Annotated in this window: 10 protein-coding genes; 1 reads left to right on the forward strand and 9 read right to left on the reverse strand. The window is 69.8% G+C overall.

The features are described 5' to 3' along the window. Positions 1-8: 8 nt before the first annotated feature. Positions 9-17,036 carry a hypothetical protein gene (locus tag ACKTSN_RS39715; RefSeq protein ID WP_409473489.1) on the reverse strand — a complete coding sequence of 5,676 codons (17,028 nt, stop codon included), beginning with the start codon at positions 17,034-17,036 and terminating at the stop codon, positions 9-11. A 100-nt stretch (positions 17,037-17,136) separates the two neighbouring features. On the opposite strand from ACKTSN_RS39715, the gene ACKTSN_RS39720 reads away from it, so the two are divergent. Then, complete coding sequence (locus tag ACKTSN_RS39720) at positions 17,137-17,913, forward strand: DUF5677 domain-containing protein (protein WP_358278979.1); 777 nt, start codon at positions 17,137-17,139, stop codon at positions 17,911-17,913. A 226-nt stretch (positions 17,914-18,139) separates the two neighbouring features. Here the strand turns inward: ACKTSN_RS39720 and ACKTSN_RS39725 are convergent, their stop codons facing one another. The 8 genes from ACKTSN_RS39725 to ACKTSN_RS39760 all read right to left on the reverse strand — a co-directional run bounded on the left by ACKTSN_RS39725 (position 18,140) and on the right by ACKTSN_RS39760 (position 26,911). Then, positions 18,140-19,630 carry a hypothetical protein gene (locus tag ACKTSN_RS39725; RefSeq protein ID WP_409473490.1) on the reverse strand — a complete coding sequence of 497 codons (1,491 nt, stop codon included), beginning with the start codon at positions 19,628-19,630 and terminating at the stop codon, positions 18,140-18,142. An 18-nt stretch (positions 19,631-19,648) separates the two neighbouring features. Further along, positions 19,649-21,004: an IS701 family transposase gene (locus ACKTSN_RS39730; RefSeq protein WP_409468959.1), complete on the reverse strand. Its 1,356-nt coding sequence runs from the start codon at positions 21,002-21,004 to the stop codon at positions 19,649-19,651. Positions 21,005-21,078: 74 nt separating this feature from the next. After that, positions 21,079-22,083 carry a phage portal protein gene (locus ACKTSN_RS39735; RefSeq protein ID WP_409473491.1) on the reverse strand — a complete coding sequence of 335 codons (1,005 nt, stop codon included), beginning with the start codon at positions 22,081-22,083 and terminating at the stop codon, positions 21,079-21,081. Next, positions 22,083-22,436 carry a hypothetical protein gene (locus ACKTSN_RS39740; protein WP_409473492.1) on the reverse strand — a complete coding sequence of 118 codons (354 nt, stop codon included), beginning with the start codon at positions 22,434-22,436 and terminating at the stop codon, positions 22,083-22,085. The genes ACKTSN_RS39735 and ACKTSN_RS39740 overlap by 1 nt, the downstream gene beginning before the upstream one ends. 41 nt (positions 22,437-22,477) lie before the next feature. Then, positions 22,478-22,987, reverse strand: a complete 510-nt coding sequence (locus tag ACKTSN_RS39745; RefSeq protein WP_409473493.1) for a hypothetical protein — start codon at positions 22,985-22,987, stop codon at positions 22,478-22,480. Positions 22,988-23,063: 76 nt separating this feature from the next. Then, on the reverse strand, positions 23,064-24,230 hold the full coding sequence (locus ACKTSN_RS39750) for a glycosyltransferase family 4 protein (RefSeq protein WP_409473494.1): 1,167 nt from the start codon (positions 24,228-24,230) through the stop codon (positions 23,064-23,066). After that, positions 24,227-25,612 (reverse strand): hypothetical protein, encoded by a 1,386-nt coding sequence (locus tag ACKTSN_RS39755; protein WP_409473495.1) that lies wholly within the window; start codon positions 25,610-25,612, stop codon positions 24,227-24,229. The genes ACKTSN_RS39750 and ACKTSN_RS39755 overlap by 4 nt, the downstream gene beginning before the upstream one ends. A gap of 48 nt (positions 25,613-25,660) precedes the next feature. After that, positions 25,661-26,911 carry a nucleotide sugar dehydrogenase gene (locus tag ACKTSN_RS39760; protein ID WP_409473496.1) on the reverse strand — a complete coding sequence of 417 codons (1,251 nt, stop codon included), beginning with the start codon at positions 26,909-26,911 and terminating at the stop codon, positions 25,661-25,663. Between the last annotated feature and the right edge of the window lie 5 nt (positions 26,912-26,916).

A 26,916-nucleotide genomic window follows, 5' to 3' on the forward strand; every position in this document is an offset into this window, starting at 1 on the left:
CTACCTCCTCATCGGGTGGCGAGCAGGCCCAGGAGGAACGCCCGAAGGTCGTCATCCAGGTACCAGTCGCCGTTGAACATCGACTGAACGGACCGAGCGAGGGTGTCACCGGTGTCCGGTTGCGTCTGCTGGCGACGCAAGATGCGGCTGAGAGTGCTGCGCCGCATGCGGCGGGCGCCCGGCCGGCCGGTGTGGGTCTGGTTGAACCAGAACGCGCGCTGGGCGGCATCCAGGTCTCCCAGGTGCTGGGCAAGGTGCTGCGCCAAGGCGTGCCCGGCCGTGCCAAGCCCGTCGTCGGCGAGATCAGCGACGGTGATCCTCTGTCCGTTGGGCTCGTACCGGCCCTCGTCGCCGTCCACGGCCGTCACGCGGCGCGCAGCAGGGGTGTTGAGCCACGCCCGAGGCACGAGGCGCTGCACGCCCCGTACGGCCCGCTCAGCGTCCGGCGTGGAGTCCGGGCCGAACACGATGCTGGCGCTCCCCTCGGGGCCCATGTTGCGGATCTCGGCGAGGGTCGCCGCGACCGCGTCCGGGACCGCCGCGACGTACTGGGCCCGAAGGTCCGCCCACTCTCGGCGCGCGGCCGCGGCTTCGGCCCGAGCCGCAGTGATCTCGACCTCGAGGTCAGGGTCATCCGGCAGGGTGCCGCCCGTCCGAGCCGCCTGGAGGTTGACCAGGCGGCGTTCGGTGAGCGCCACGTAGTCGTCCGCGCGCTGCAGCGTGCCGTGAGGGTCGCCGCCGAAGTCGTCGCCGAGAGCGTCGGCCAGACGACGCGTCACGTCCTGGTCGACGTCGCCGCCGGCCGCCCTCAGCGCTGCCAGATGGCGGAGCGCGGTCAGGCCAGGGCCACCATCCGCGGCCTGGTCCGGCGCCCACTGAGTGCGGTCGCTTCGGCCCGGGAGCCGCCCGGCGGCAAGCTGCGCCCACGTCGTGGGCCTCCACCACGTGACACGGCGCTGAGCCTGGCCGAAGCGACCGGCCTCCGGCATCAGGCCAGCCCAGTGGGAGATCCGGGCGGCCAGGGACTCACCGTCGGCTCCGGGCAGGTCGAGGGCGCGGTGCAGGCGGGCCAGGCGCCGGGACTCCGGCCACTCCCGTACGCGACGGACGAGGCGGCCGAGGAAGGCGCGCAGGCGACGCAGGCGCTCGCGGGCACTGCGGTACTTCTCGGCGATCTTCCGGGCTGCGGCCCGCACAAGTTCCGCGAAGCGCTTGGCGAGACGGACAAGCGCGGCCACGATCCGGGCGAGCAGACCCGGCTGGCGGCCGGCCTGCGAGGACACGGCCGTGACTCGGCGGGCGATCTGCCGGGCGGTGGCCTGTCGGGAGCCGTTCATCTGCTGAGCGAGGACGCGGGCGATGCGGTCGGCGTCGCCCGGGTCCACGCCCGCGGCCTGGAGCTGCTGCATGATCGCATTCACGGCGTCGTCGACGTGCCCGGCGACGGTGCGGGCGACGTCTGCATCGCCGCCGTTGTCGGGCCCGTTGGGGGCGCCTCCCATCTGATCGGGAATGAGGCTGAGGAGGTCGCGGGCGCGCGCGGCGAGGTCCTCGTCGGTCTCGTCCGGCAGCGGCTCCAGGTCGTTGATGGTGCGCAGGGCGGCGCGCACCGTCGCGGTGTGCGCCTTCTGCCGTGCCCGCTTGAGGGCCTGCAGCGCTGCGGAACGGTCGCGGCCGGTGATACCCGCAGCGTCCAACGCGGCCACGGCGTCGTCGCGAGCGGCCTGACGTGCATCGCGCAGGGCCTCGGCGGTGAGGCGCTGGGCGATCTGCTCACGAAGCGCGTGGATGTCGCCGGGCGGTTCGGTGCCCGCAATCGCCGCGTCGATGATCCGCGCGGCGACCGCGCGGGGGTGGTCGGCGACGATGCGGTCGGCGTCGGACTGCGGGGACGGGTTGGGGTCCCGCGGAGCACCGGCGGGCGGCAGGCTCGGGGTCGGCGCAGTCGGGGCGCCCGGCACAAGGGCGGTGTCGTCCGGTCCGTTCTCGCCGTCCGACTGGGGCTCACCGAGCTGCCACAGCGGCATCGCTCCGTGGACGACACGGCGGCGTGTACGGCCGTCCTCGCCTTCCAGGAAGAGGCTGCGCGTACCGCCGGGGCCGTCCTCGACACCCCGGACGCGGTAGACGCGGACGCCGTTGCCCTGGTTGTCGGGGATGGCGATCGTGTCGTCTTCCGCGACCTGTGCGGCGTTCGACGGCCGCGGCCGGTTGAGCTCGGGCGGAGGGGTCCGGCCGATGGCCCGGTCCAGGTGGTTGGCGGCGCGCAGGGCGGCACGGCCCTCCGGGGTCGAGGGGTCGGCGGAATCGCGGAGTTGCGCGGCGAGCGCGGCGGCCTGCTCCGGGGTGACGGGCAGGTCGGCCGTGATGCGTACGGCGGCCTGCTGGGCGTCGGGGGCGTCGTCCGGGCCGTCGGCGAGGTCACCGATGGTGTCTCGGTCGCCCATCGTGAGGTCGGGATCGACGGTCGGGCCGGTGACGGGCTCGACGCGGTGCGGCGGCTCGTGCACGGTCAGGTCGTCCGGAGTATCCGGGGCGTCGTCCGGCCCGAGGTCGGGCGGAGTGTCGTCGGCGCCGTGGGCCCGGGGGATGACCTGGGAGGCGTCCACGTCGATCTGGCCGATCTCGGCCGTGGTGGTGTCGGCGAAGTCGATGGTGACGCGGTCGCCTTCGCGGTGGATACCGATGACCGCCACGGTGGTGGGCGTGCCGTCGAGGTCCAGGACCACGACGTCGTCCTCCTTGAGGTCCGCGGCCGCAGGGTCGTCGATGCTGGTGACGGGGTCGGTGCCAGGGGCGTCGTCGCGTACCTCGCCGGCGACGCGGAGGTCTCCGGCGCTCCGTGTGATGGTGCCTTCGGCGGTGGTGATGGTGACGCGGTCGCCGTTGACCTCGTCGACCGGTCCGAGGAGAGCGCCCTCGGTGTCGGTCACGATGTGCCGCGGGGTCACGCGCTGCCCGGATGAGGTCCAGCCGTCGGGGCGGTCGCCACCGGTCACGGTGAGGGTGTTCGGAGAGAGTCCGTCGGCGGTGTCGTCGTTGTCCCAGCGCACCGACACCGTGGTGCTGGTGGCGCCCGTGACGGTGCCCTCACGGGTACGCAGCCCGTCAACGCCGGTGACGGTGCTGCCCGGGAACAAGCCCCGGCCGTTCCGGTCTGCGGGGACCAGGTCGGGGAGGCTGCCCGCCTGAACGGCGCTCTGAGCGCCGCTGGTCGGAGACCCGGGCACCACGTCGTCGGGCGTCTCGGCCCGCGCCGCGGTGGCGTTCAGCGGCGTGAAGACGTTGCCACGCTTCCCGGTGCCGTCCGGGTTCTCCGTGACGTACGTGCGCAGCATCCGCTCCGTGCGGCCGTTGCGGGTGACCTCCACGTCGACGGGCCCGGTGAAGACGTAGCCGGACCGCGTGATGGCGCGGCCGTTCCTGGTGCGGCCGTCCATACGGACCATGTCGCCCTGCACCAGGTCGCGGACGCGCGCCCAGTGTGCGGGCTGACCGCCCACGGGCTCGGGTTCACCTTGCGGTTGGTCGGCCGGCGCCGAGGGCGCGGCGGGCTCCGGCTCTGCGGGAGCGCGGTCCGGGGCGGGCTGCTGGCGCGCGGGGGGCGTCGCGGTGCCCGGCGTCTCCGCCTGCGGGGTGTCCGAGCGGGACGAACGGTCGTCGGCCGTGCTGGACACCTCGTCGGGCCGCGGGCGGCGGCGGACGACACCCAGGTTCGGGAACGCCTCGTCGATCTCGGTGTGCTCCCCGTACTGGTTGGTCCAGGAGCCTTCGACCGGGAACCGGTAGAGCTGCTGGTTCCCGAAGGCGGAGAACTGCGAGCGGTACTGGAAGGGCTCTCCCTCGCCGGTCACCGTGGCGTGCACGGTTCCCACGTACTCGTCCTGCGGCCGCGTGTTCTGTCCGCGGCTCGTGGCCACGGGGAAGCTGATCTCGTCACCGGGACGGATGTCCGTCAGGTCGATGGGGATCGAGTAACCGGCTTCCTCCTCGCGGGTGTTCCAGTCGGCTTCCTGCTGGCTCCACGTCCGGTGGTGCAATGCCTGGCCGCGGTCGCTGTTCCACGGCTCGTAGAGGTCGTTGAAGCCGTACAGGCGTTCCGTGATCTCGTCGAACAGGCGGTTGCCGTCGGCGGTCCGGAACGCGCGGGCGCGGTCGGCGACGTCGGGGGCGTCCCACGGGAACGCGTTGCCGTCCGTGTCCTTGATGCCGTCGAGGACGCTGGCGTAGCGGCGGGCTTCCGCGGCGCTGTGGAAGCCGCTTCGGAACAGGGGCTGCATGCTGCCCGGAAGGGCCACGTCGAATCGCTGCCCGCTGCGACTGCCGGCGCGACCGGCCTCGTTGCCGTAGATGAGGAGTCGGCCGCCGTCGGAGAGCTGGGTGCTCTCGGCATCGGCGATCTCCGCGCGTTCCTCGGCTGAGGGCACGTCTCCACGCTGGTCCTCGGGCACCTCGTCGAGCTGCCCGCTGCGGATGTGGTCCCGAAGGGTCGCCTCGTCCGCGAAGCGCGGTGTGGCCGGGTCGTACGGCTCGGTCTCCGGGGTGGTGGGCTCCTCGGTCTGCCCGGCTTCCGCCTGGCGGCGCTGCTCCTCCTCGAACTGCTGCCGGTCTCGGCGGTCGTTGTCCCGGTAGGTCTGCCGGAACTGGTTGTACGTGATGCGGCCGCCGTTGGCCTTGTACCAGTTCTTCAGTTCCTCACTGGCGTACTTCTCCCAGAGGTTGAACTTGGCGAGTTCACCGCCGGAGAACAGCTCTCGTTCGTTGATGCCGCTGCCGTACTTGTACTTCCGGGCGTAGAAGTAGCCGTTCGTGGCGTCGATGGCGGCCTGGTAGCGGGCCTCGTCGAAGTCGGCGAACTCCGCACGGATGATGTCCTCACGGGTGCGGCGCACGCGCGGGACGTCGGCGCCCCCAAAGCCGAGGGCCTCGTCGACGGCCTTGGCGCGGCGCTCGGCCTCTTCGGCGTCGGCCGGCGGGGTGTCCGGCAGCACGTCACGAACGCGCTGGTCGGTGTAGCCGTCGCGGCGGTCCATCTCCGCCATAAGGCGCTTCTGGTCCTCGTCGCTGAGGTCGTTGCTCCACGCGTCAACCAGCTCGTCGTCTTCCAGGCCGGTGAGGTCGTCCGGCAGAGCCCTCCGTTCCGACGCTGGCTCCGGCTGGGCGGAGGCGGCCCGCTGCTGCTCGAAGTCGTCGAGGACGGCCTGGAGTGCCCGCTGCAGGTTGCGGCCCTCCCCGTCGCGCCACTGCCCCACGGTGCTCGGGCCCCACGCCTGCTGCCAGTCGAAGGGCTGCCCGTCGCGACCGGTGATCTCCTCGAAGCGGCCTGCGAGCGCGCGGGCCTCTTCGGGGTCTTCGGTCGTCAGGGTCAGTCCGGTCAGGTTGGTGCCGTTGCGGGCCTGGGCGAAGCGCCACAAGGTGGTGCCGTCTTCCTGCTGTTCGGGCCACGTCACCAGGCCCCCGCCCGGGGACAGAGCCAAGCCGTCCCGGTCGGCCGCCTGTGCCAGGGCCTCGCGCCGCTGCGGAGTGTCCTCGGCAGGGGTGAGCCCATCGCCGTTCTTCCAGGCGCGGCGCAACGAATCGACGTCGCGGTGCCGCACAGGGGTCCGCCCGCGGTTGCGCGTGCCGCGGCCGTCTCCGCCGTCCCTGTTGCCGTCGGCGCCTCCGGCGGCCGGCGTGTTGAGGTCGGGCAGGTTCAGGTGCGGCAGGCCGGGCCCGCCGGGGCCACCGGGACCGCCGCTGCCGCCACCGCCGTTGCGGCGACGCCGGCGACGACGCCGGTTGCGGTCGTCCTGCTCGTCGTCTTCCCCGGCCTCCGGCTCGTCCTGCTCGTCGTCGGAGTTGTCGGGCGCATCGTCGGGGTTGCCGTTCTCGTCCTCCTCGTCGGCGGGAGCGTTCGGGGTACCGGCGACGCCTCCGTCGGGGGCGCCGTCCGGGTCGGCGGCGTCGCTGTCTGCGTCCCCGTTCCGACGCTGCTGGCGTTCCTCGTCGTCCTGGTCCTCCTCGGAGCCCTGATTCGTAGCGTCGGAGGCTTCGCTGCCGTCCTCGTTGCGGTCGTTGTCGTCGCCGCGGCGATCGTCCTCGTCCTCGCCCCTCGCGATGCGGGCGGCCTGCCGGAACAGGTCTGCGGCGCGTTCCCCCTCGGGGCCTCCCAGCTCGTACATCTCCGCGAGGTCGTCGAGCCGGTCGGCGGCGGAACGGAGCTCGGCGTCCGGGTCGTCGGAGTCCTCGGCCCTGCCCAACGCATCACGGACCTCGCTGACCTCGGGCAGCTCGTCACCGCCTGCCCCGTCGGTGGCCTGGTCGATGAGGCCGGTCATGCGGTCGGCGCGGTCCTTGGTGCTGCTGCTGTCGGAGGTGGCTTCCGGTTCGTCGACGTCCGGCTCGGAGGTCTCCGGTTCGTCGACGTCCGGGGCGTTGTCGGCATCGTCGTCGGCGGACCGCTCGTCGGTCTCGTTGTCGGGGATCTCCTCGTCGGGGTCGCGCAGGCGCACCTGGGCGTCGGCGTTGTAGAAGCGCTCCTCGCCGTCGTCGGTGACGATGCGGGTCCGGCCGCGAGGCGTCTTGACCGGCGGCTCGGACACGGTGTGCGTGCGGCCGTCTGCGTCGGTGTACCGGTCGCCCTGGTTCAGGTCGGCGGCGTTGCGCATGCGCGCCGGGCGCAGGCCCTCGGTGCTGCGGCCCTCGGCGTCGGCGATCATGTCCGGCGTGCCGAAGAGGTCGTCGGGCTGGTCCTCGGGGTTGTCGACGTCGGCGGCGCTGCTCGGCTGCTGGGTGGTGGGCTGGTCGACGTCGAAGAGTCCGCCGGGCTCCTCGGTCGTCCGCTTCGGCTTGGGCTCCTGCTTCGGGGCCCGGCCGGCACGTCGTGCCTCCTCCGCTTCCAGGACCTGCAGGCGGGTGCGGTCCGCGCCGGACAGCTCATCCGCCATCTCCCGGCCCATCAGGTCGACGATCTCGTCGCGGATCTCGCCATCGTCCATCGAGGACGGAGCCTTGGACCCCTCGGGGCGTACAGCGTCGAGCTGGTCGGACACCTCGTCCGGAGTCAGGGTGACGGTGTCGCTGGTCTCCGTGTCTTCGTCGGTGCTCTGGTCCTGGTCGCCCTCGTCGTCCGGCTCAGACGTGCTGGGGGCGTCAGTCGGCGGCTCGTCGCTGCCGCCGTCGTTCGTGCCGTCGGCGTCCGGGGTGTTGTTCTCGTCGGTGTCCGCGGCGGCCGCGGCCTCCCGCTCGGTGCGACGGCGCTGCAGGTCGGCGTCGGCCTCGTCGATGCGCTTGGCGTACGCCTTGTAGGCCCGGACTTCGCTGGGGTCGGACTCAAGGCCTTCGCCGCCCTCGAGCGTCCATGCCCACTGGAGGAGGGCCCGGTGTACCTCGATCGGGCCGGTCACCTGGAGTGTGCCGCGGCGGCCGGGCGTGGCTTCCTTGAGGGCCTTCCGGGTGTCGGGGTCCTCCATGGCGGCGGTCTCGTCGACGTTGAGGAAGTCGGCGAGTGCGGCCGGCATGGTCAGGGTGACGAAGTCCTCGGGCTTGTCCCACGCGTACCGCAGGGGCTCGTCCGGCTCCTCGGTGGCGGTCGTGTCGGCGTCCGGCTGGATGCTGGCGAGGGTGTCGTTCACCTCGTCCTGGGAGAGGCGAACGACGTCGTCCTGGTCCTGGCCGTCGTTCTGGGCGCCGGTGTCGTCCGCGGCTGGCGTGTCGGCCGGCGGCTCGTCGCTGCTGCCCCCGCCGGTGGTGTCAGGTGTCTCCGTCTCGGCGGTGTTCGGCTCGTCGACGTCAGTGTCGGCGCCCTCGGAACTGCGGTCGCTGGTCTCCGAGGCGTCCGGCTGCGGGGTGGTGCTGGGCTCCGGGCTGAGGCGGGCGAGTGCTTCGCGCACCTCGTCCTCGGAGAGGCGGACCGTGTCGTCCTGCTCCGGTGCCGGGTTCTCTTCGTCCCAGCGGTGCAGGTTCGCGACGGCCTCGTCGACGGCGGCCTGCAGCGGCTCGCGTTCCTCGCGCCGCCCCTTGGCGATCTTCTCGCGGTCGTCCTTGTTCTTGTACCGCTCCTTGTCGAGTTCGTCGGGGTCGATCTCCGGCTTCGCGTCCAGGTTGGTGACGCGGGCGACGATCTCCTCGAGCAGGTTCGACCGCTTGCGAGCGTGGTCGATCTGCGGGGTGAGGTCCGCGGCCGCGTGCGCGGACTGGAGCAGGGCTATCTGCTCGTCCAGCTCCGGCACCTTGGCCCGGTCCGACTCCTGCAACGCGGGCGCCTTGTCGAGGGCGTTGCCGAGGCGGGTGATCATGCCCGACCCGGCGCCCTTCTTCTGCAAGTCCTCCACGGTCCGCTCGAAGTCGGACTGCCGCAGGTCGGGGAAGCCGACGTGCGCGACGAGCTTGCCGTCCGCTGTCTTCTCGGTGCGGACACCGAAGTCCAAGCCGCGGAACTGGCCAAGGATGTGCCAGTCACTCAGGCCCTCGCGGTTGTGCTCGAGGAGGCGGGAGGTGATCTGCCGGTGCAGGGCCTTGCCGGCGTCGGAGCGCTCGCCGTACGGGGAGCCGCCGATGGTCATGCGGAACCGGTCGTCGGCCTCCTGGATGCGGGGCAGGGCCTGCTCGCGGCGCTGGATGCCGTCGCGGGTGGCCTGGGATTCCTGGCGCAGCGCATCGAGGGCTTCGGCGCGGCGGATACGCTCGGCGGCCTCGTTGTGCTGGTCGATCTCCAGATCCTTGAGACGGCGCTTCGCCTTCATGAGCTGGCTCATGTAGGGGTTGCCGCCGATCTCGGCTTCCATCGTCTCGTAGTCGAACTCGGCGCCGTCGATCTCCTGGACGACGTCGCTGGAGTCGCCGTCTTCCGGCTCCGGCCGCTGAATGTCGACCAGGCCCTCGGCCTTGGCTGCGACGAATCCGGCCTTCCAGCCGTCCATGGAGCCCTTGGTCGCGTAGATGTCGATCTCGACTTCGGGGTTCAGGTTGCCGTACCGCAGGATGCGGCCGTTGCGCTGCTCCATCTGCGCGGCGCCCCAGTCGAGGTCGACGTGCGAGAGGGAGATCATGCGGTCCTGGGCGTTCATGCCCGTACCCGCGACGGCGCTGGAGCCGATGAGGACCGCGATTTCGCCTTCGCGGGCCTTCCGGAACAGCTCCGTCATGTCCTCGGGCTTGCCGGACTTCTTGGCGTCCTGGACGAAGGCGATCTTGTCCGCGGGGATGCCGCCCGCGACCATGAGCCGCTTGAGTTCGGCGTAGGCGTCGAAGTTGCCCTTGTTCTTGCCTCCCGGGACGCCTTCGTTCAGGAAGATCATCTGGAGAGCACCCGGAACCGGGTGGTTGACGAGGCTGTCGAGGGCGACCGGATAGAGCCGGTCCTTGTGCTGGTGGTAGCGCTCGATGTGCCGGTCCGCGACGGCCTTGAGCTTGTTGCCGGCCGGGGCCTTGGCGTCGATGAGCCGCGGGTCGAGGGCCACGCTGGTGCCCTCGTTGGACACCGCGAGCATGTTGTCCTGGTGGCGGTCGACCTCACCGTTGTGGATCGCGCGACCGCGGGCGACGAGCCCCTTGAGACGCTTCTTCTGGTCGGGCGTCGCGTCGACCATGATCAGGTTCGGCTTGCCGCCCCTGAGCTTCGGACGGGGAATGCCGACGTCGTCACCGCGCTTGGTGTCCGCGACCAGGCCCCACATGGTCTTCATGGCGCGCTTGTTGTGGAACTCGGAGAACCGCTCCACGACGCGCAGGCCGGAGCCGTCGGGGGCGTTCTCGATGCGCAGGGTCTTGCGGCCGAAGGTGTTGGCCCACAGGTCGGGGGCGCCCGCCTTGTAGGCGTCCAGCACCCACGGCGCCGCGAACATCAGCATGGTGAACTGCTCGCTGATGCTGTTCGACAGCGGCGTACCGGTAGCGAGCGTGATCGTGGCTCGGCCCTGGCGGCGGCGGTGCAGGTCGCTCGTCTTCTGGTGCAGGTCGACGCCGCGGATGGACGCCGGGTCGCCGCCCCCCTCCTTCGATCGGAAGCCGACGCCCTTGTACCTGTGGGCCTCGTCGACGACGAAGTAGTCGAACCCGAGGTCGTCCCAGTACGTCTCACCCGGTCGCCGCATCGGTGCGGCGTTCTTGTTGATGTTCTTGCTGACCGTCGCGATGCGCTGCTCGATCTTCGCGACGATGAACGGGTGGTTCGGGTTGTCGGCGTCCTCGTACTGGCGGTCAAGCTGCTCGCGCAGCGCCTCCAGCTCCCGGAACTCGTACTCGTCCTGAGCCTCCGGGCTCATCTTGATCGAGCCGAACGCCTCTTCAGTGAAGATGACCAGGTCCGGCCTGTTGGCGCGCAGCCACTCCAGCGTGCTGCCGCGCCGGTCGCCGGCCAGGTCCGCCGAGGTGATCAGGTGGATGTCGGCGTTCGGGTACAGGAACCGAGCCTCGTTGTACCACTGGCGTGCGAGGTGGTTCGGCACCACGGCCATGGGCTTTTCGATCTGCCCGGACGCCTTGAGGGCCTGGGTGCCCATGACGAGCGTGGACGTCTTGCCGAGGCCCACCTCGTGGGCGAGGATCACGCCGCGCTCGAACTGCATCCGGGCCGCGCCGGAGCGCTGCCAGGCGTGCGGGTTCCGGTCGGGGGTGAAGCCCTCGAGCGTGGGCGACATGCCCTCGTACGAACGGACGATGTGCCCGTTCATGATGCGGTTGTACGAGTCGGTGAGGACGCTCAGCCGATCGGCGTTCGCCGTGGCGTACTTGGCGAACTCGGCCCGCATCTGGTCGGCCTTCTGCCGGATCAGACGGGAGGTCGCCTCGTCGACTTCCTTGCGCTTGTCGTCCTCGTAGACGGTCAGCGAGCCGAAGCCGAGGATCGCGCGGGCGATCTCCACGGCGTTCTTGCCCTTGTTGCCCTTGATGCCGTTATCCGGGTCGGGCTCGACGGCCGGGACGCCGTACATGACGTTGTTGGCCTCGGGCACACGGCCGGTGTTGAGAATCCAGCCGTACCGGTCGTCATGCGCGACGCGGAGTGTGCGGTCGCCCAGGTACTCGCGCAGGAAGCCCTGCAGAAGATCCGGCGGCGTCCAGTGGGCGCCCATCTCCGGGGTGAACTGACCGATGGTGCGGTCCGGCGGCTGAACGGCCTCCAGCGCGGCCACGTTGACCGCATACGCCGGGTCGCGCTCGGCGGCCTTGCGGGCGGTGTCGAGCTTGTCGCGGACGGCGCCGGACAGGTAGGCGCTGGCCAGCTCGAGGCGGCCGGTCTCCGGGTCGGTGAAGACCTCGTTGCCGAGGCGCTTCACTGCCTCCTGCGGGGTGACGTCGAGGAGCCGGGCGATCTCGCCGAGGTCCACTTCGCCCTTGGCCGCGACGACCGCGGCCAGGGCCGCCTTCGGGTCGTCGGTCGACGAGAGCGGCTGCCGGCGGGCCGCGGCGCGCTCGGTGAAGACGCGGGAGAGGACGGGCTCACCCTTGTTGGCGTCCCACCGCTCCAGAGCGAGGACCGCCGCGGCGTCCGGGTCGGCCCGGAAGTAGCCCCACGCCGTCGGGCGGCCGCCCTTGGTGCGGTGCTGGCCCGGCTTAGACAGGGGGCCGTACTCGGCGACGTAGGCGGCGTGCAGGTCGCGGAGTTGGGCGCGCAGAGCCTCGGCGCGCTCCTCCTCGTCGTTCTTCCGATCCAGTTCGCGCAGTTCGGCGGCGACGTCGCGGAGCTGCATGAGGGCGCGAAGCTGGGCGGTGTTGCCGTTGGCGGGCTCCAGCAGGACCGGTTCGGCACCGTTGACGTGCTGGTAGAACTGGCCGTCATCACCCTCGTAGAGGCGTCCGGTCCAGTCGTTCGCGTGTTTCTCCCGGGCCGTCTGGAGCTGTACCGGAGGCCGGTTGTCGCCGTCGGGGTGCGGCTCATAGCCGCGGCCGCCGGCCTTCGCCTTGGTGGCGATGTCGTCGAGCGCGGCGCGAAGCTGCTCGGCGGCCTTGGCCGGGTCGCCCTTGACGGTCACCTCGGGCCCGTACGGGCCGGACTGCGTGGTCAGCGTGCCGAGGATGTGCTCGGGGTGCTCGTCGAAGTAGGCGTTGATGTGGTGTGCGGTGCCGTTGATGTCCCGCTCAGGGGCGTCCAGCCATGACGTGTCGGCCGGCTCGGTGCCGTCCTCGCGGCGGCGGAACACGAGGACGTCGGTGGTGACCCCGGTGCCGGCGTCGGTGAAGACGCCGGAGGGCAGGCGGACGGCGCCGACCAGGTCGCCGTACTTGGCCATCTGGCGGCGGGCCTTGTCGCCCTTGGAGTCGAGGGTCTGGCGGGAGGTGATGACGGCGGTGATGCCGCCGGGCCGGACGAGGGCGATCTCCTTGGTGACGAAGCCGTTGTGAAGGCTCTCCGCCGGGTACCGCTTGTCATCGAAGGGGACCCGGGCGAAGGGCACGTTGCCGATGGCGGCGTCAAAGGTGCCCGGCCGGGCGTCGGTCTCCGCGAAAGACTCGTTGAGGACGTTGGCGTGCGGGTAGATCGCCTGAGCGATTCGGGCCGTGGTCGGGTCCAGTTCGACGCCGGTCAGGCGGGCGCCGTCCGGAGCGACGCCGAAGAACGTGCCCGCGCCGGAGCCGGCTTCAAGGACGTCGCCGCGGTCGAAGCCGAATGCCCGAAGGCCTTCCCACATCGCCTCGGCGATGGGCTGCGGCGTGTAGTGCATGGACAGCACGCCGCGGGATGCCTGCCGGAACTCCACAGGCGTGAGCACGCGCTGCAGCTCGCTGCGAATGTCGCTGTACTCGGACCACCGCTCGTGGTCTTTGGCGAACTTGCCGTACCGGGTGCCGCCCTGCTGGTAGCGGGGCTCCTTCTCGTTCGGCTCGTTGGCGAAGAGGATCGGTACCGAGCCCCAGCCGGACCAGCGGGCGAGGATGCGGCGCTCCTCGTCGGTGGCCGGCCGGTTCTCGGCCTCCAGCTTCTTGAGAACGCGGATGGCCTCGACGTTGGCCGTCGCACGCGCGCGGGCGCCCTTGGGCGCGTCGGCCGGGTTAGGCCGGAACCGCGCTACGCGTCGTACATCAGGTCCCTGATCTCCTGCAGGTGCTGCTCCATCGGCGTCTGCTCCGGCGCCTTCTCCGCCCCGGGCTCCGGCTCCGGCAGAAGATCCGCCAGGACCATCGCTGTTGCGTCCGCCCTGATCTGCTTGTGCCGGCCGACCTGCTCCTCGTACTCCGTCGGCTCCGGAACGGTCTTCTCCAGCGCCTCCTCGGCCTTCAGAATCTGAGTCTCGATCTCCCTGGCCTTCGTCTCGACGAACGCCTCCGGATCGGTCATCGCCGCCCACTCCTTGGGCCGGTACGTCCGCCAGTGATCCCGGACCATCGGACTGAACATGTTCGTCATCGTCGCCTCCCAGCGCTGCACGGAGCGCGGCCTGCTGTGCCTCGATCTCCTCGCGGGAGATGACCTTTCGGTCGTCGTCCCCGCCATTCTTGCGGACTGACTCGCGCTGCGCCTCAATGCCGTGCAGAGCCACGTTGATGGACGCGAGCCGGGTCTTGGCCTTCTGCCGGTCAGAACTGTCCGCGTCCCGGTCCGCGGCCCGCACGGACATGTCCCGGGACAGCTCCTCCGTCACCCGGTTCAACTCGGCGAGGAGGCCTTCGGGCACCCACAGCTTCCGGCCCTTGATGTGGTGGCCCTTTTTGCTGCTGGGCACCAGGGGGTTCACGCCGTCGTCCCAGCCGTACCGGTCCCGGAACAGGCTGTAGAGGTACTGCCGTTCCTCGCTGGCGCCGGCGAGCCGGTCACGAAGACGCTCGTTCTGGTACAGCTCGACAAACATCTTCGGCACGAACACAGGGAGCTTACGGCCCCAGGTGCGCTCACCTCGGGTGTCGGGGTCGTTGTCGTACGCCTGGACCATCGCTGCCAGAGCTGCGGCGCGGGAGGGATAGGCGGTGTCTGCGTGCCCCCAACTGTGCTTGCCCCAGGTCCACCCGATCTCGCGGGTCGTGTGCCCGTGCGTCTGGTCCCGGTAGTCGACGTAGCCGTAATCGCTGCCGCCACCGATGCTGATCATGCCGTTGTCGTCGGGGTTGTCGACGCGGGCGACGAGCTGCTCGACCTCCGGCGTGGAGCTGCGGCGGTTCTGCTCGGCCTCCAGCGCGGCCATACGTTCCTTGCGGGCCGCCTTGACGTCGTCGGTCCCGGTGTACGAGGAGCGCGTGCGGCGAAGCTCGGTGTACTCCGCCTTCAGGTCCTCATCGCTCAGGTTCTCGGGGGCATCGCGGTCGGTGATGGCCCGCTTTTCCCGGTCGCGGCGCTCCCGCTTGACGTCCTCCATGCGGCCCTCGAGGACCTGCTGCGCCTCCGGAGGGGCCTTCCGGAAGTCGCGCCGGAGCAAGTCGTTGTACTCCTGCGACAGTTCCTCGTCGGTGAGGTCGGCGACCGGCGGCCGGTCGGCGATCTTCTGGGCATGGCGGCTCTGCTGCTCGCCCACGATGGCGTCGTGCCGGTTCTGCAGGGCCTGGCGCATGGTGCGCTCGGCCTCGGGGTCGTCGCCGGCGGCCTGGTGCATGCGGACGCGTTCGGCGATGGTTTCGCGGGCCTTGGCCAGGTCGTCCTCGGCGGCCGTGGTCAGGTCGGTGTCGTCGTCGACGAGGGCCTGCGAGCGGCGGCGGCGCTCGCTGTAGATGGCCCGCTCGACGTCGTTAGCGTCCTGGCCCTTGCGGGCACCGTATGTACCGCGCTCCTCCTGTGACTCGCGGATGCGGTTGGCGATGTCGTCGTCGCTGAGCGAGGAGGCGTCCCGGGCGGCGGCCTCGTCCCGCTCGATCCGGCGGCGCTTCAACTCGTCGTCGATCATTGCGATCTCAGAGTTCAGACGTTTGCGGTTGGCCTCAGAGCGGGTGCGGTTGAGCGATCCCCACCGCTCGTACTTCAACTGCGACAGGCGAGGGTCGTCCGCGTTGGCGATGGCCTTGCGCAGGGCCTCGGTCTCGTCGACGGCGTTGGCCGGTGCATCGGGGCTGCCCGCGGCGGTCTCGTCGGTGACGTGGATGTTGCGGCCCTGGCGGGCGAGTTTGGACAGGACCTCGGAGATCCGCTCGTCCCGCAGGGCCTCGGTCATGTTCGACTGGGTCGAGTACGCCCGCAGGGACGGGGCCCACTTGATAGCGCGGGTGGAGCCCACGGCGTCGTAGTCCCGATCGTCGCCCTTGATGGTGCCCCGGAAAACCATGACCCTCTTGGCGGGCTTGCCGTCCTTGCCGGGCTTCATCACCCACGCCGCGGTGATCCGGTCGCGCTGGTCCGGGTTCTGGGCGGCGCGGTGCAGCCGGGCCATCACCGCGGCGCCCTGCTTCGGGTATTGGGGGACGGGCACGGTGACGCCGTCGATCTTGGCCTTCGGCGGGTAGCCGCGCTCGCTGGTCGCGGCGACCTGTCCGTCGGGGCCGTACAGGGTGATTGATCCGCCGTCGTTGACGTAGCGGTAGCCGTCGACGCCGTCGACGGGTTCAGCACCCTCGGGGATGGCCGGGGCCGGTGCGGGTTCTGCCTCCGGCTGCGCAGGGGCGCCGGTCTCGTCCTGGGCCTGCGGCGCGTCCGGCGCTGGTGCGTTCTGTCCGGCCGGGGCGTCTCCGCCGCGCTCCCTCTGCCACTTGGCGAGAGCCTCGTCGACGACCTCGCTGAAGGACTGGTTGTCCTCGGAGCGCCACCGGCTGATGGCACCGCGGGACATGTCCAGCGACTCGCCGTTCTCGCCCTTGATGCCGGAGGCAACGAGGAAGCGGCCGAAGCGCTGCGCCTCCTCCTGCGACTCGAAGCGGGGGTGCAGGGTCTGCCCGCGCAGGGTGTAGCCGCTGCCGGTGGCGACGAGGAGCCAGTCGCCGTTTTCGTCTCGTCGCGTGACGAGTTGCCCACGGCCTACGAGCTTGAGCCGGTCGTCGTTGATCAGGGTGTCCAGAATCCGCACGGCGTTCTGCGTCGCGGGGCCGCCCTGGCTCAGGCGGGTACGCATGTCAGTCCAGTGCGCGCGGACGTCCTGCAGGGTGGTGAAGCGGCGTCCGTCCGCGGTAGCGGCGGAGGGGGCCTCTGCGGGCTTCGGGGAGGCCGGGGCGGTGTCCGTGCCGTCGAACTCCTTACGGGCCCGCTGGATGGCGCCCTGGATGTTCTCGCCCCTGGTGGAGCGCCAGTCGCGGGCCTCCCGGTCCAGTTGCGGGTCGGAGAAGTCGAACGGCTGCTGAAACTTGGTGAGCTGACCGTTCACGGCGGTCTTGTCGAGGTGTTCGGCGAATCGGGCGGCGTCCTCGGCGGTGGCGAAGGTGCCGGCGGCGTCGACGCGCTGTCCAGAGCCGGTTGCGGTGAGGTTCCAGCGGCCAGCGTGCTCGGGCCGGTCGTCGAGGAGGATGACGAGTCGGCCGGACGAGGTGGTCCGCAGGTCGTCGTCGTGTGCCACCGAGCGCAGGAAGGTGGCCATGTCCGTGCTCGTGCCGGGCTGGGCGGCTACCTGCATGAAGTGGCGGCGGACGGCGGCGGTATCGGCGTACCGGGCCCCGGCGGCATGCTGCTGGTTCGGGAGGGCATCGACGTTGACCGGGTGGGCGCCGTCCTCGGGCTCGTCCTGGTCGTCATCGTCGTCCGGGCCGTCGCCGTCGTCGTCGCCGATCGGGCGGCCCTTGTCGTCCTGGTCGTGCGGCTCGTTCGGGGTGTTGGGGTCGCCGTCGTCGTCGCGGGCAACGCCGTTGCCGCGGCGCGGGTCCTGGGTGCGCCGCTCGTCCTCTTCGGCGACCTTCTCTTCGTCGTCGGTGGGCGCGCTGCCGTCGGGGCGCGCGACCATGCTGACCCACTTGGCACTGGTGGTGTGCCTGCGGCCGCGGAACTCGTCCGGGCCGGTCTGGTCCTGGACGAGGATGCGGTCGTGCGGGAGCGCGCGGATGACGCGCGCGAGCTTGCCGCCCCAGGTCCTCACCACGCCGCCGGTCTCGATGAAGCGGCCCTTGCTGTCCCGGGGGTGCAGGGCAGGGTTCCACGGCCGACGCGTGACCTTGACCTCGAGGTCGCGACTCAGGTCCTGCGACTCAGCCTGTGCAGTGGGGCGATTCAGCATGGCGCGGACCATGCACAGCACAGGTGGTTAGCGTCGCGCCCCGGCGACCTGGCCATATTCGGCTGCCGTGCTGCTCCCGCGGGGCGTAGCGTCGCTCGCTATGACCTTTGCGTATCGAGCCGATGAGAAGACCGCGAAGCGAGTCCGGGCGATTGTGCCGAAACTGACAGCGGGGGCTGGGGCTGCCCTACACGTGCAGGAGTTGGCGTCGGCTGAGACATCGACGTCCGTATTTGCGGTTCTCGCAGGGTGGTGGCGGTTCACCAACCGAACGGCAGACGCCATGATCGCCCTGTACGACCAGGGATTCACAGTCGAGGTAGTGCCTTTGATGAGGAACCTTGTGGGGCACGCCTATGCCATCAATTGGTTGGCCGACAACGGTGACGATGCCTACAAGGCATTGGTCTCCGAGTCGTACAAGTCCCGCGAGAAGCTGCTGACCAACCTGGAAGGTGTGGGGTGGCAGCTGCCGGAGAGCGTCGATCTCGGGGAGAAGCCCGACTTCGGCTTCAACACGGAGGAGGAACGCAAGCGACATGGGCGACTCGTCGGCGAGCTGTCCAACTTCGACAACATGGTGAAGGCGTACGGATCGGCGATGATGTACCCGGTTTACCGGAACCTGTCCTCGTACGCCCACACCACCGACCTCACGGCCTCGGCGTTCGTTTCAGGAGTCGAGGACGACAAGGTCACCTTGTACGAGCAGTCGCCTGCCGATCGGCTCGCCGATCTGTGCTGGATGCCCGTTCCCCTGCTTCAAGCAGCGAGCGTGATGAGCCCCCTTCTGAAGGGCGATCCCATGAAGAAGCTGATCAGAGAGGCATGCCGTGACCTGGGGCTGCCCGAGGAACTGGTTCCGAAGCGCCCGTGACGGCCGCACTCACATGCTCTCCGTGAGGATGTGGAGAGCGAACCAGCCCGAGAACCCGAACCAACCGACGGCGAAGGCGGCTCTCCAGCTCTGCTGGTGCGGGTACGGAACAGGCGACGGACGTTCTCCGACAGGGTGTCCTCGTCGCGCCGATTGGCCAGGGCGATGCCCTCTGCCACGGCAAACGCGGCGGTCCATGCGATCCAAATCGCTGCCCACATGTCAGTCACTCCTTCGAGTCGGTGGCGTAGTGCAGGCGACAGCGGCAGTTGATCGTGAGGGCGATCGGGGCGAAGGGGCCGCCGGGGTAGCGGAGGCTGGCGCCGTCGATGGTGTACGGGGTGCCGACCGGCAGCGTCTTGTCCTGGAGGGCCTTGTGCGCGGGCCGTACTCGGTTGTCTGCGCGGGTGACCCAGGTCCGGACGACGTGCGGACCGGCGTGCTCTGCCGCGGCGTCCGCTGCGCCGTTGATGGTCGCCACGGCGCACGTCTCGGCGACGCGGGCGATCAGAGCAGACTCTGCGGAGTGGTAGTACCTGACGACGGCGTGCGCCAAGTCGCCGACATCAGCGGCGTCGTGCTGGGCGTCGCGGAGGACGGTGGCGAGTTCGGTGAGGAATCCGGTGATGGCCTCGCCGGCGTACGCCGCGGTGACGATGGCGGCCGCGGCCGCGGACGGCGGGACCTCGTCCGTGCCGGTGAGGGCCTGGCCGACCTTGCGTGCCGTGGCGATGGCCGCCTGCTGGAGGATCGGGGTCAGGGATTGGCTGATCTCCTCGGCCCAGCGGGCGGCGCTGACCACACGGTCTTGGTCGAGGTCGGCGTCGACGTGCCGGACGTCGTCGTCGTTCTCTGGCTCCCAGTACCTCGTGTACTTGCGGATTTTCGGGGCGCGGAGCCGGGCGAGTATGACGCCTTCCTGGCGCGCGAGGAGCGCGGTGACAGCCGCGGCCACGGCCATGGACAGAGCGTCGAAGTCGTCGTCAGTGACCTCGTATCCGTCGTCCTCGGGCAGGGCCTTGGTCTCAACCGTGGCGCGTGCGGCGTCGACGTCCTCGGCGGCGTCGCCGGGGAGTGCAGCGTTCTGGGTGCTGCGGGCACGGTCGACGTCGGCGGCCGCGTCGCCGGGGCCGCTGTCGGTAGTGGCGGCGCGGGCCGCGGCGACGGCGTCGGTAGCCGTCGAACCGGCGGGCAGGGCGAGGGGCGTGCCCTGCGCCCGTGCTGCGGCGACATCCGCGGCGGCGCTCGGGCCAGCGTCCAGAGCGCGGGCGGCGGCGACGTCGGCGGCCGCGGCGTCCGGAGCGGTGCCCGGCGGGAGCGGGGCGCCGGTGAGCGCGGCTCCGGGTGTTCCGCCCGCGGCCGGATCGGGGCCGAGGCCCAGTGCGGCGGCGTCCTGGTCGTTGGCGGGGACGGGGGCCTTCTGCGGAGAGATCCAAAGGGCCCGGGACTGTGGGACGTTGAATGCCGGTCGCCCCGCGATCTCCCGGTACTCGTCGATCGTGATGAGGCCGGCTTCCCACTCCTTGCGGGCTTCCTCGCGGGCCTGGCGGCGGGGGAACTCCAACGCCTGGACACTGGAGGTGTCGAAGCGGACGATCCACTCGTCATCGAGGTCCGGGTCGAACCCGGAGGCGATCAGGTTGAGGTGGGGCAGCTCCGTGTGGTCCCAGAAGTTGTATTCCTCGCGGTCAGCGTTCGCATAGGTCCGCTCGGACACGGCAGCTGTAGTTCGTGATCACGCCGCTGCAGTGACCTCGTTCCAGTAGCGGTGGCAGGTGGCGGCCCGGTGTTGGTGGCGTCGTCGCCAGTGTGACCAGTGCAGGACGTGTTGGGCGTCGGTGACGGGCTGCGGCAGGACGAAAGCCCGTAGAAGCCGCAGGAGTTCGGGTCGGGTGAGGGCGATCATCGGTTCGTGCTCGGTGTCGGGCTCACCGCTTTCGGTGTCGCCGGGGTGCCGGGCGGCGGCCACGGCGAGAAGGGAAGCGGCGATGAGGCTGATCAGACTCCAGCGCATCCAGGAGTTCCAGCAGGTCGCCTGCCCTTGGTCGAGCCCGGCCAGGGACTTCGCGGCCTGGAAATCTTCCTCTACGCGCCAGCGACAGCAGATGACTTCGACGAGGTCGGACAGGGTGACGGGGGTGGTGGAGTGGCAGCGATAGAAGGAGAGTTCACGGGTGTAGCGGTGGCGGCGGACAAGCAGGAAGCTGTGGCCCGTCTCGTGCCCCTGCGGGATGTCGTCGGCGGTCACCTCGATCATTACCCAGTCGTAGTGGCGGTCGCCCTTGGTGCCGTGGCCGGTGCGGATCCGCTGCCAGGCCCTGCGGGGCAGCTTCGCCAGCACGCCGGCGGTGTCGAACCGGCCGGCCGGGGTGGTCACACGGTGCGAGGCGGGTACGGCGACGGCGTAGTCGAAACCGAGCTCGCGTATGCGTCTGCGCAGGTCGACGCCACCGTAGACCTCGTCGGCGGCGACCCAGCGAGCCGGGAAGCCCTGAGCGCGGGCCTGGGCGAGCATCGCGGCGGCCAGCTGCGGCTTGGTCGCGAAAACCAGCTCGTCGGGCACCCCCGTAAGCAGCCGCCGTTCCTCGTCAGCGGCCCAGTCCCGGGTCAGGTACAGGGCGCGGTCAATCAGCGCGTGCCCGGCCGGGCCCACGTAGGTCAGATGGACGGCGACCTGGCACAAGCCGACACCGCCCAGCGCGCCAGAGTACTGATGGGCGGCGCCCACCGCATCGGTCGAGGACTTCGCGTCGCCGGTCTCGTCGACCACCAACATCGCCTGGTCATCAGCGAGATGTCCCACAGTGAAGGCGGCAAGACGCGCACGGACCGCCTCGTCGTCCCACACCGCCCTGGACAGGAAGTGCTGCAGCCGGTGCGGACCGCAGTGCCCGAGCGCCTCGGCCAGCGTCCAGCAGTTGATCCGCTCCAGCCCCATCAGTACCGCCTCGACCGTCTCCCGCAGCGTCCGCCGCGTCTCACGGCGTGGAAAGCAGTCCGCTACCAGCCCCATGGCCGCCCCGAAGCCGTCCCGCCACACCGCCTGCGCTACCGTGACCTCCACGGCCACCGCGTCCTGATTCGTCGTCACAAACGGTCATGATCACGGTGGCCGTACCCATGCCCGCAAGCAGCCTCGTGGAACCGCTGACCAGCCCGGATCCGTTACCGATCACGAACTACAGCTGCCGTGTCGGAGGCGTTACCGACGATGCTTTCGGGTACGCCGAACGCGGCCAGGATCTCCCCCTTGGAGGTGCCGGACAGCGTCTCGTAGGCCATCTCGCGAGGGCGGGCGGAGGTGTCGACGTAGGTGACGCCTCCAGGCCCGGTACCGACGAGGGTGAGCTGGCCGGCGTTGTGCGCGCCGGGCGCCAATCGCTTCTGGATGCGGTCGACTTCGCGCTGGTCGACTCCGTCCAGGTCGATACCGACGATTCCACCCGGTCTGCCGTCATTGTCAATAAAGCTGATGTTGTAGGTGCGGGCCTTGACGTCCAGGTCTATGGACAGGCCCGCCGCTTCGAGCGGGGTGACGCCGCAGAAAGGGTCGAGGGGGTGGGGGTCGCGAATCCAGATGACGTGCTTGGGCAGCAGCTCCCGGACGTGGCCGCTGTAGTCCGTGAACTCAAAGTGCTTCACGTAGTCGGCGTTACGGTCGTCCGGGATGATCTGGACGCGGTCCGGCGGTAGCAGGTCGAGGCGTACGAGGGTGCCGCCGCGGCTGTAGGTCTTCTCGATGAAGACGCCCTTCTTCGACAGAAGGAGCTGCGCGCTCAGCCGCTTCTTGAAGACATCGCCGGTCTCCAGCGGATTGGCCTTCTTGTTGAGCAGCTTCAGCAGCGGGTGGTCGTCGAGCGTCTCCTCGAAGCGCCGTTCGTCTCCGCCCCGGCCGATCTGGATCGGGAGGGTGCTGGCGTGCTTGCTGATTGCCTCGATGGACTTGAAGGTCCAGATGGAGCGCTCGTAGCCCTCGACGATGACGCGTTCCATGTCCCAGCCGTCCGCGCGGCCGGGCGTGCCCCACACGTTCGTGACGCCGGCGTACGTCATCGACACGTAGGCGTTGCCCGCGAGCAGGTCCTTGGTCTCAGCGGTCGGTGCGGGTGGGGGAGCAGCGGAGCGCGGAACGAGGAGTCCCCGGAGCGTGGGGAGGAACTGGCGGGGCATCAGGCGGCCCCCTCGTCCTCGTGCTCACGGGTGGTGAGCCACAGGCCGAGGAGCACGACCGCCAGGGCGACGCCGATCCAGCCCAGGGGGGTGCAGAGGGCGAACGCGCAGCCGGTGAGACCGCCGTAGCCGAGGATGCAGACGGCGGCACGGGCAAGGTGCGCCCAGGGCGCTGCAGTCGGCTTCGGGCGCATGAACAGGCCCGTGGCGAGGAGACCGGCCATCGCGGCGGAGAGTCCGGCGGCCCAGTGGAGTGCGCCCAACGCCACGAGGACGCCGAGCAGGCCGAACGCGGTGAGGAACAGGCCGGCGGCTTCACGCACGAGCGCCCAGGAGGTTCGCTGAGTAGTCACGCCGCGCACAGTGGACAGCGGGCGGCGTTAGTGTCGCGTGGTCAGCGCGGGGGCCGCGACACCCCTCCCACGTAGGCCTCGATGCCGCGGCGCTGGATACGGCCGCCGGGCACGACCCGGGCGTTCCGGGGCGGGACGGGGATCTTCCGCTTGGCCCGGGTGCTCTGGTCGCCGCCGATCAAGTGCCGGTTGTCGATCTTCGCTGAGCAGTCCTGGCCGGTGACCTCGTCGTACGGGCGTCGGCATCCCTTGCAGTAGACCTCGAGCGCATCGATGCGCTGGCCCTCGGTCGCCTTGAAGCTGCCGCGGTAGTCGGCCACCTTCGCAATCTTCGGGATGACCTCGATCTCCGCGGCCACAACCCAGACGTGGGAGAGGTCGGCCTTCTCCTCCTCGGCGGGGGGCTCGGACGGGCCTTCGGGGTCGGACTCCACCAGGGCCTTGGTCTCGGGCAGGGACGGAGTGCTCTCCGGGGCGAGCCACGAGAACAGAGACTCCTGCAGGTGCGACCTGCCGGTCGTGGACGAAAGGGCAGCTATAGCGGTCGTCACCGTTCCTCCGGATCAACGCGGGGTTGACGTAAAGCGCAACCCCCTTCACAGCCGGAACGTCAACGACCGCGTTCTGTTACACCCCAACATCGGTGGGGCCCTTGGTGCACGGGCCCCACCGATGACTGCCCCGTGGGGAGGTAACGCGGAGCGTCAGTTCGCTAAGCTGGCGGCCGGTGGTAGTGATGTCGTATCGGCGCGCGTTATTGAGAGCCGCTTTGTTCAGGGCCCGGCGCTGGTGGGAGTCCCGGCCCATCTCGTCTAGGGCCGCAGCCAGCGAGAGCGGGTCGCCCGGAGTGGAGGCGATGCCAGCGCCTCCGAGGATTTCCCTCACTCCGGGAAGATCGGAGTAGACAACCGGGAGTCCGTGGGCTTGAGCCTCAATGAGGACGAGCCCGAAAGCCTCCAGACCCGTGGTTGTGAAGACCCAGGCGTCGAAGTTCGGCAGACGGCGCCACAGTTCGGCGCGGGGCAGGAACGGATGAAAATGGACCCGATCCCGCAGGCCGAGGTCGATAGCCCGCTGCTCCAGATGCTCCCGTAGGGGTCCGTTGCCGATCACGGTCAAGTGGTGCGGCTGATCGGTGAATGCGAGGGATTCGATGGCGGTGATCGTGGATTTGTTGTCGTCCAGGCGACCGGCTTGTACCAGAGACAGGGGTCCGGTCCCTGCGGAAGGCTGATCGCGTACATGGGCATCGGCCAGACGGATGCCCCACGGGATGATGGCGATGCGGTCGGTGAACCGGCGCCCGGTGAGGCGGTCGATGCGGTCGGCGAGGACGGAGGTCGGGGTGACGATCGCGGCGCTGGCGCCGGCGACTTCGAGCACGGCCTCGCGTTCCGCCGTGTTGCGCTCGGCCGCCATCACTTCGGGGCCGTGAGCGATGGAGATGATCGGGATGGTTCCGGCGGTGCGACTGAACGCGAGGCTGAGGGCGAACCCAACGTTCTGGGCGTGGATGGCGTCCGGTCGGATCTGCTCGATGAGCGTCCCTACCTCTTGCGTCAGCTCGTCCACGTAGGTGTCGAAGCCGGGGCCCTGGGGTCGTTTCGTCGTGGAGAGGGGGATCAGGTGATCGAACGCGGTCTTCCACACCTGATGGACCGGTGTCCGGCCGAGGAAGGTCGTATGGGTGTCGGGCATGGCGCGGTAGAGGTCGCTGACGAGGATCATGCTGCCGGACGAAGGCTCGGACGTGCGGTTGATGCCGGTGAGGATCGTCAAGGGTTTCGTGGTCACGCGGAGATCCCCTCGATGGATGATCGGTGGGCGGGAACCGAGGGCGGGGCACTACGGTCCACTGTGACCTGCGGATCGGTGGTGATCACCCGTCCGCGGTTGCGAGGGGGCGCCCACCACGACGCCAGGTGGGGCGTGAGAACCGCGGTGATCTCCTGGGCTGGGTGCAGGAAGCCTCTGCTGTCCTGCTTTGCCGTCCACGCCCTGACGGCCGACCGGGGGTAGACGGGATGTATCCCGATCTCGCCCTTGGGGAGGATGCCGTTGAAGGGCGTGGCGATGCCCTCGTGGTTCCAGTAGTCCCAAGCCTCCAGTGCCTTGGCCTTCTCGAAGCAGTGGTAGAGCTGCCGATAGCGCGGCATGTACCGGATCTCGCGAAAGATCATCTGCCCGATCAGTCCCGGCGCGACGTACCGGAGCGCGCTGAGATCAATGCCCCGGAAGGTCACCGTGGCCGCGTCCTGGGACGGGTGCAGCGCGATCCGGGCGAACAGATGGGACAGCCGCCGCCGCACGTACTCGGCGACTCCCGGAGCGAGTGCCGGTTCCACGCCGGCGATGAGCTGGACGAGCTGCTGGTGGCGCGGATGGAAGCGGGCCAGGTCGAACAACCGGTGCATGCCGTCCACGGCGGCAAACGCGAGTCGCTTGTACAGCCAGTTGTTCAGCTCTCCGACCTGGGAGTAGCCCTTGGTCTCCGGAGTCGTGGAGTTGAGCATCAGGTACTCGGACAGCACCTCGAAGTACAGGTAGCCGAGAAACGGTACGGCGGGCACGGCAGCGGCCAACTGGTCGATGAATTCGGGGGCCGCCGTGGCGCGGCCGACTGCGTTGCGCAGGGCCAGGTCGAGGAATCCGGCCGCGGCGCCCAGTCCGGCCAGCACAACATGGTCGAGCTGGCCGTTCTCGGCCCGGGTGAGAAAGCTCCGGTAGCGCAGGTAGGTACGCAGGTGGATGGCACCGAGATGCAGATAATCCACACCCTTGGTTGGGATCGGAGCGTCCGGGATGACCTCGAAGATCATGGGCGTGGTGTCGGGCTTCGTCTGCATCAGGTAGGCGCCGAGATTGTGCGGACGCATTCCTTCACGCTGACGTACCAGAGGGGAGCAGTACAGGGCCCCGACCAGGCACCCGGTGGAGACGTGCAGCTCACCGCTGGTGCGGATCGCAGCGATGTCCTTGGTGGTGTGCAGCAGGTACATGGGTCGGCCGCTGGCGAGTGCTTCCGCCATCGCGCTGTGCTGGATCAGCCAACCGTTCGGGGTGTCATCTTCCAGGTAGCGGCGCCAGTCGCCCTCGCTCTCGGCCAACGAGGCAGGAGCGGGGCGCTGCGCGGGCCGGGCGTAGTCCGTGTGCACGTGCTCCCATTCTTCACGCAAGGGAACTCCGGGGGTTGAAGTCAGCAGCAGGCCAGGGGAGTTCGGGAGCTACAGGGTCTCGACGTTCGCTCCGGACAGGCGGTTTCGGCAGTCGAGCACGTACGGCGCGTGCTCCTCGATCATCGCGAGGTCGAATCGCGGATGATCCATGAGAAGAACCACCGCATCAGCGGCGGCCACCTCTTCCGGGGTGGCATCGACCCGGGGCACGTTCAGCCCGGCGTCGTCGTTGTCCGGGATGTTGGGTTCGGCGCCGCGGACATCGGCGCCGAGGCCGATGAGAAGTTCGGCGACACGTGCCGAAGGGGAATTGCGAAGGTCGGTGGCGTTGAACTTGTAGGTCAGGCCGAGCAGCAGAATCCGAGATCCGTTGACCGGCATGCCTCGCTTGTTGAGTGCTTCCACGAGGCGCCGGACGACGTAGTCGGGCATGTGCAAGTTCACGTCGGCGGCGAGTTCCGCGAACCGGAACGGGATGCCAAGCTCCTGCTGGGCCTTCCACGAGAGGAACATCGGGTCGACGGGCAGGCAGTGCCCGCCGACCCCCGGCCCCGGGGTGAACTTCGTGAATCCGAACGGCTTGGTCGCGGCGGCGTCGATCGCCTCCCAGATGTTCACGCCGAGGGCATCGGCCAGCATCGCCATCTCGTTGATCATGGAGATGTTGACGAACCGGAAGGTGTTCTCCAGCAGCTTGGCCAGCTCGGCGACCTTCGGCCCTGACACCGGCACCGTGGTCTCGAAGATGCCGTCGTAGAAACCCTTGATCACGTCGAGCGATTTGGCGTCGATTCCGGACACCAGCTTCGGCGTCCCGTCGAACGACCACCGCTTGTTTCCGATCCGCTCGGGGCTGAAGCCGGCCAGGAAGTCCGCCCCGCCCTTGAGGCCCGAGGTCTCTTCCAGGATCGGCAGCAGCAGCTCCTCGGTGGTGCCGGGATAGCTCGTGGACTCCAGGACCACCGTCGCGCCGGGGCAGAGGTGCTCCCCTAGTGTCCGGGCGCAGGACTCGATGTAGGTCAGGTCGGGCACGCCGTCCCGCAGCGGGGTGGGCACGGTGATCACCGCGATGTCGAAGCCGGCCAGCGCGGCACCGTTGGCGGTCGCGGAGTAGGCCCCGGAGTCCAGCACTGCGCGCAGCCGCGAGGAGTCCACGTCCCGCACGTAGGACTGGCCGGCGGCGAGCTGCTGGACACGGTCCGTGTCCACGTCGTAGCCGACGACACGGTGTCCCACCTCGGCCGCGCGTACGGCCAGGGGAAGCCCTACATAGCCCTGACCAGCGACAACTATCTGCATGGCAG

The organism is Streptomyces flavusporus (assembly GCF_046267975.1).
In the GTDB taxonomy this organism is placed as follows: Bacteria; Actinomycetota; Actinomycetes; order Streptomycetales; family Streptomycetaceae; genus Streptomyces; species Streptomyces flavusporus.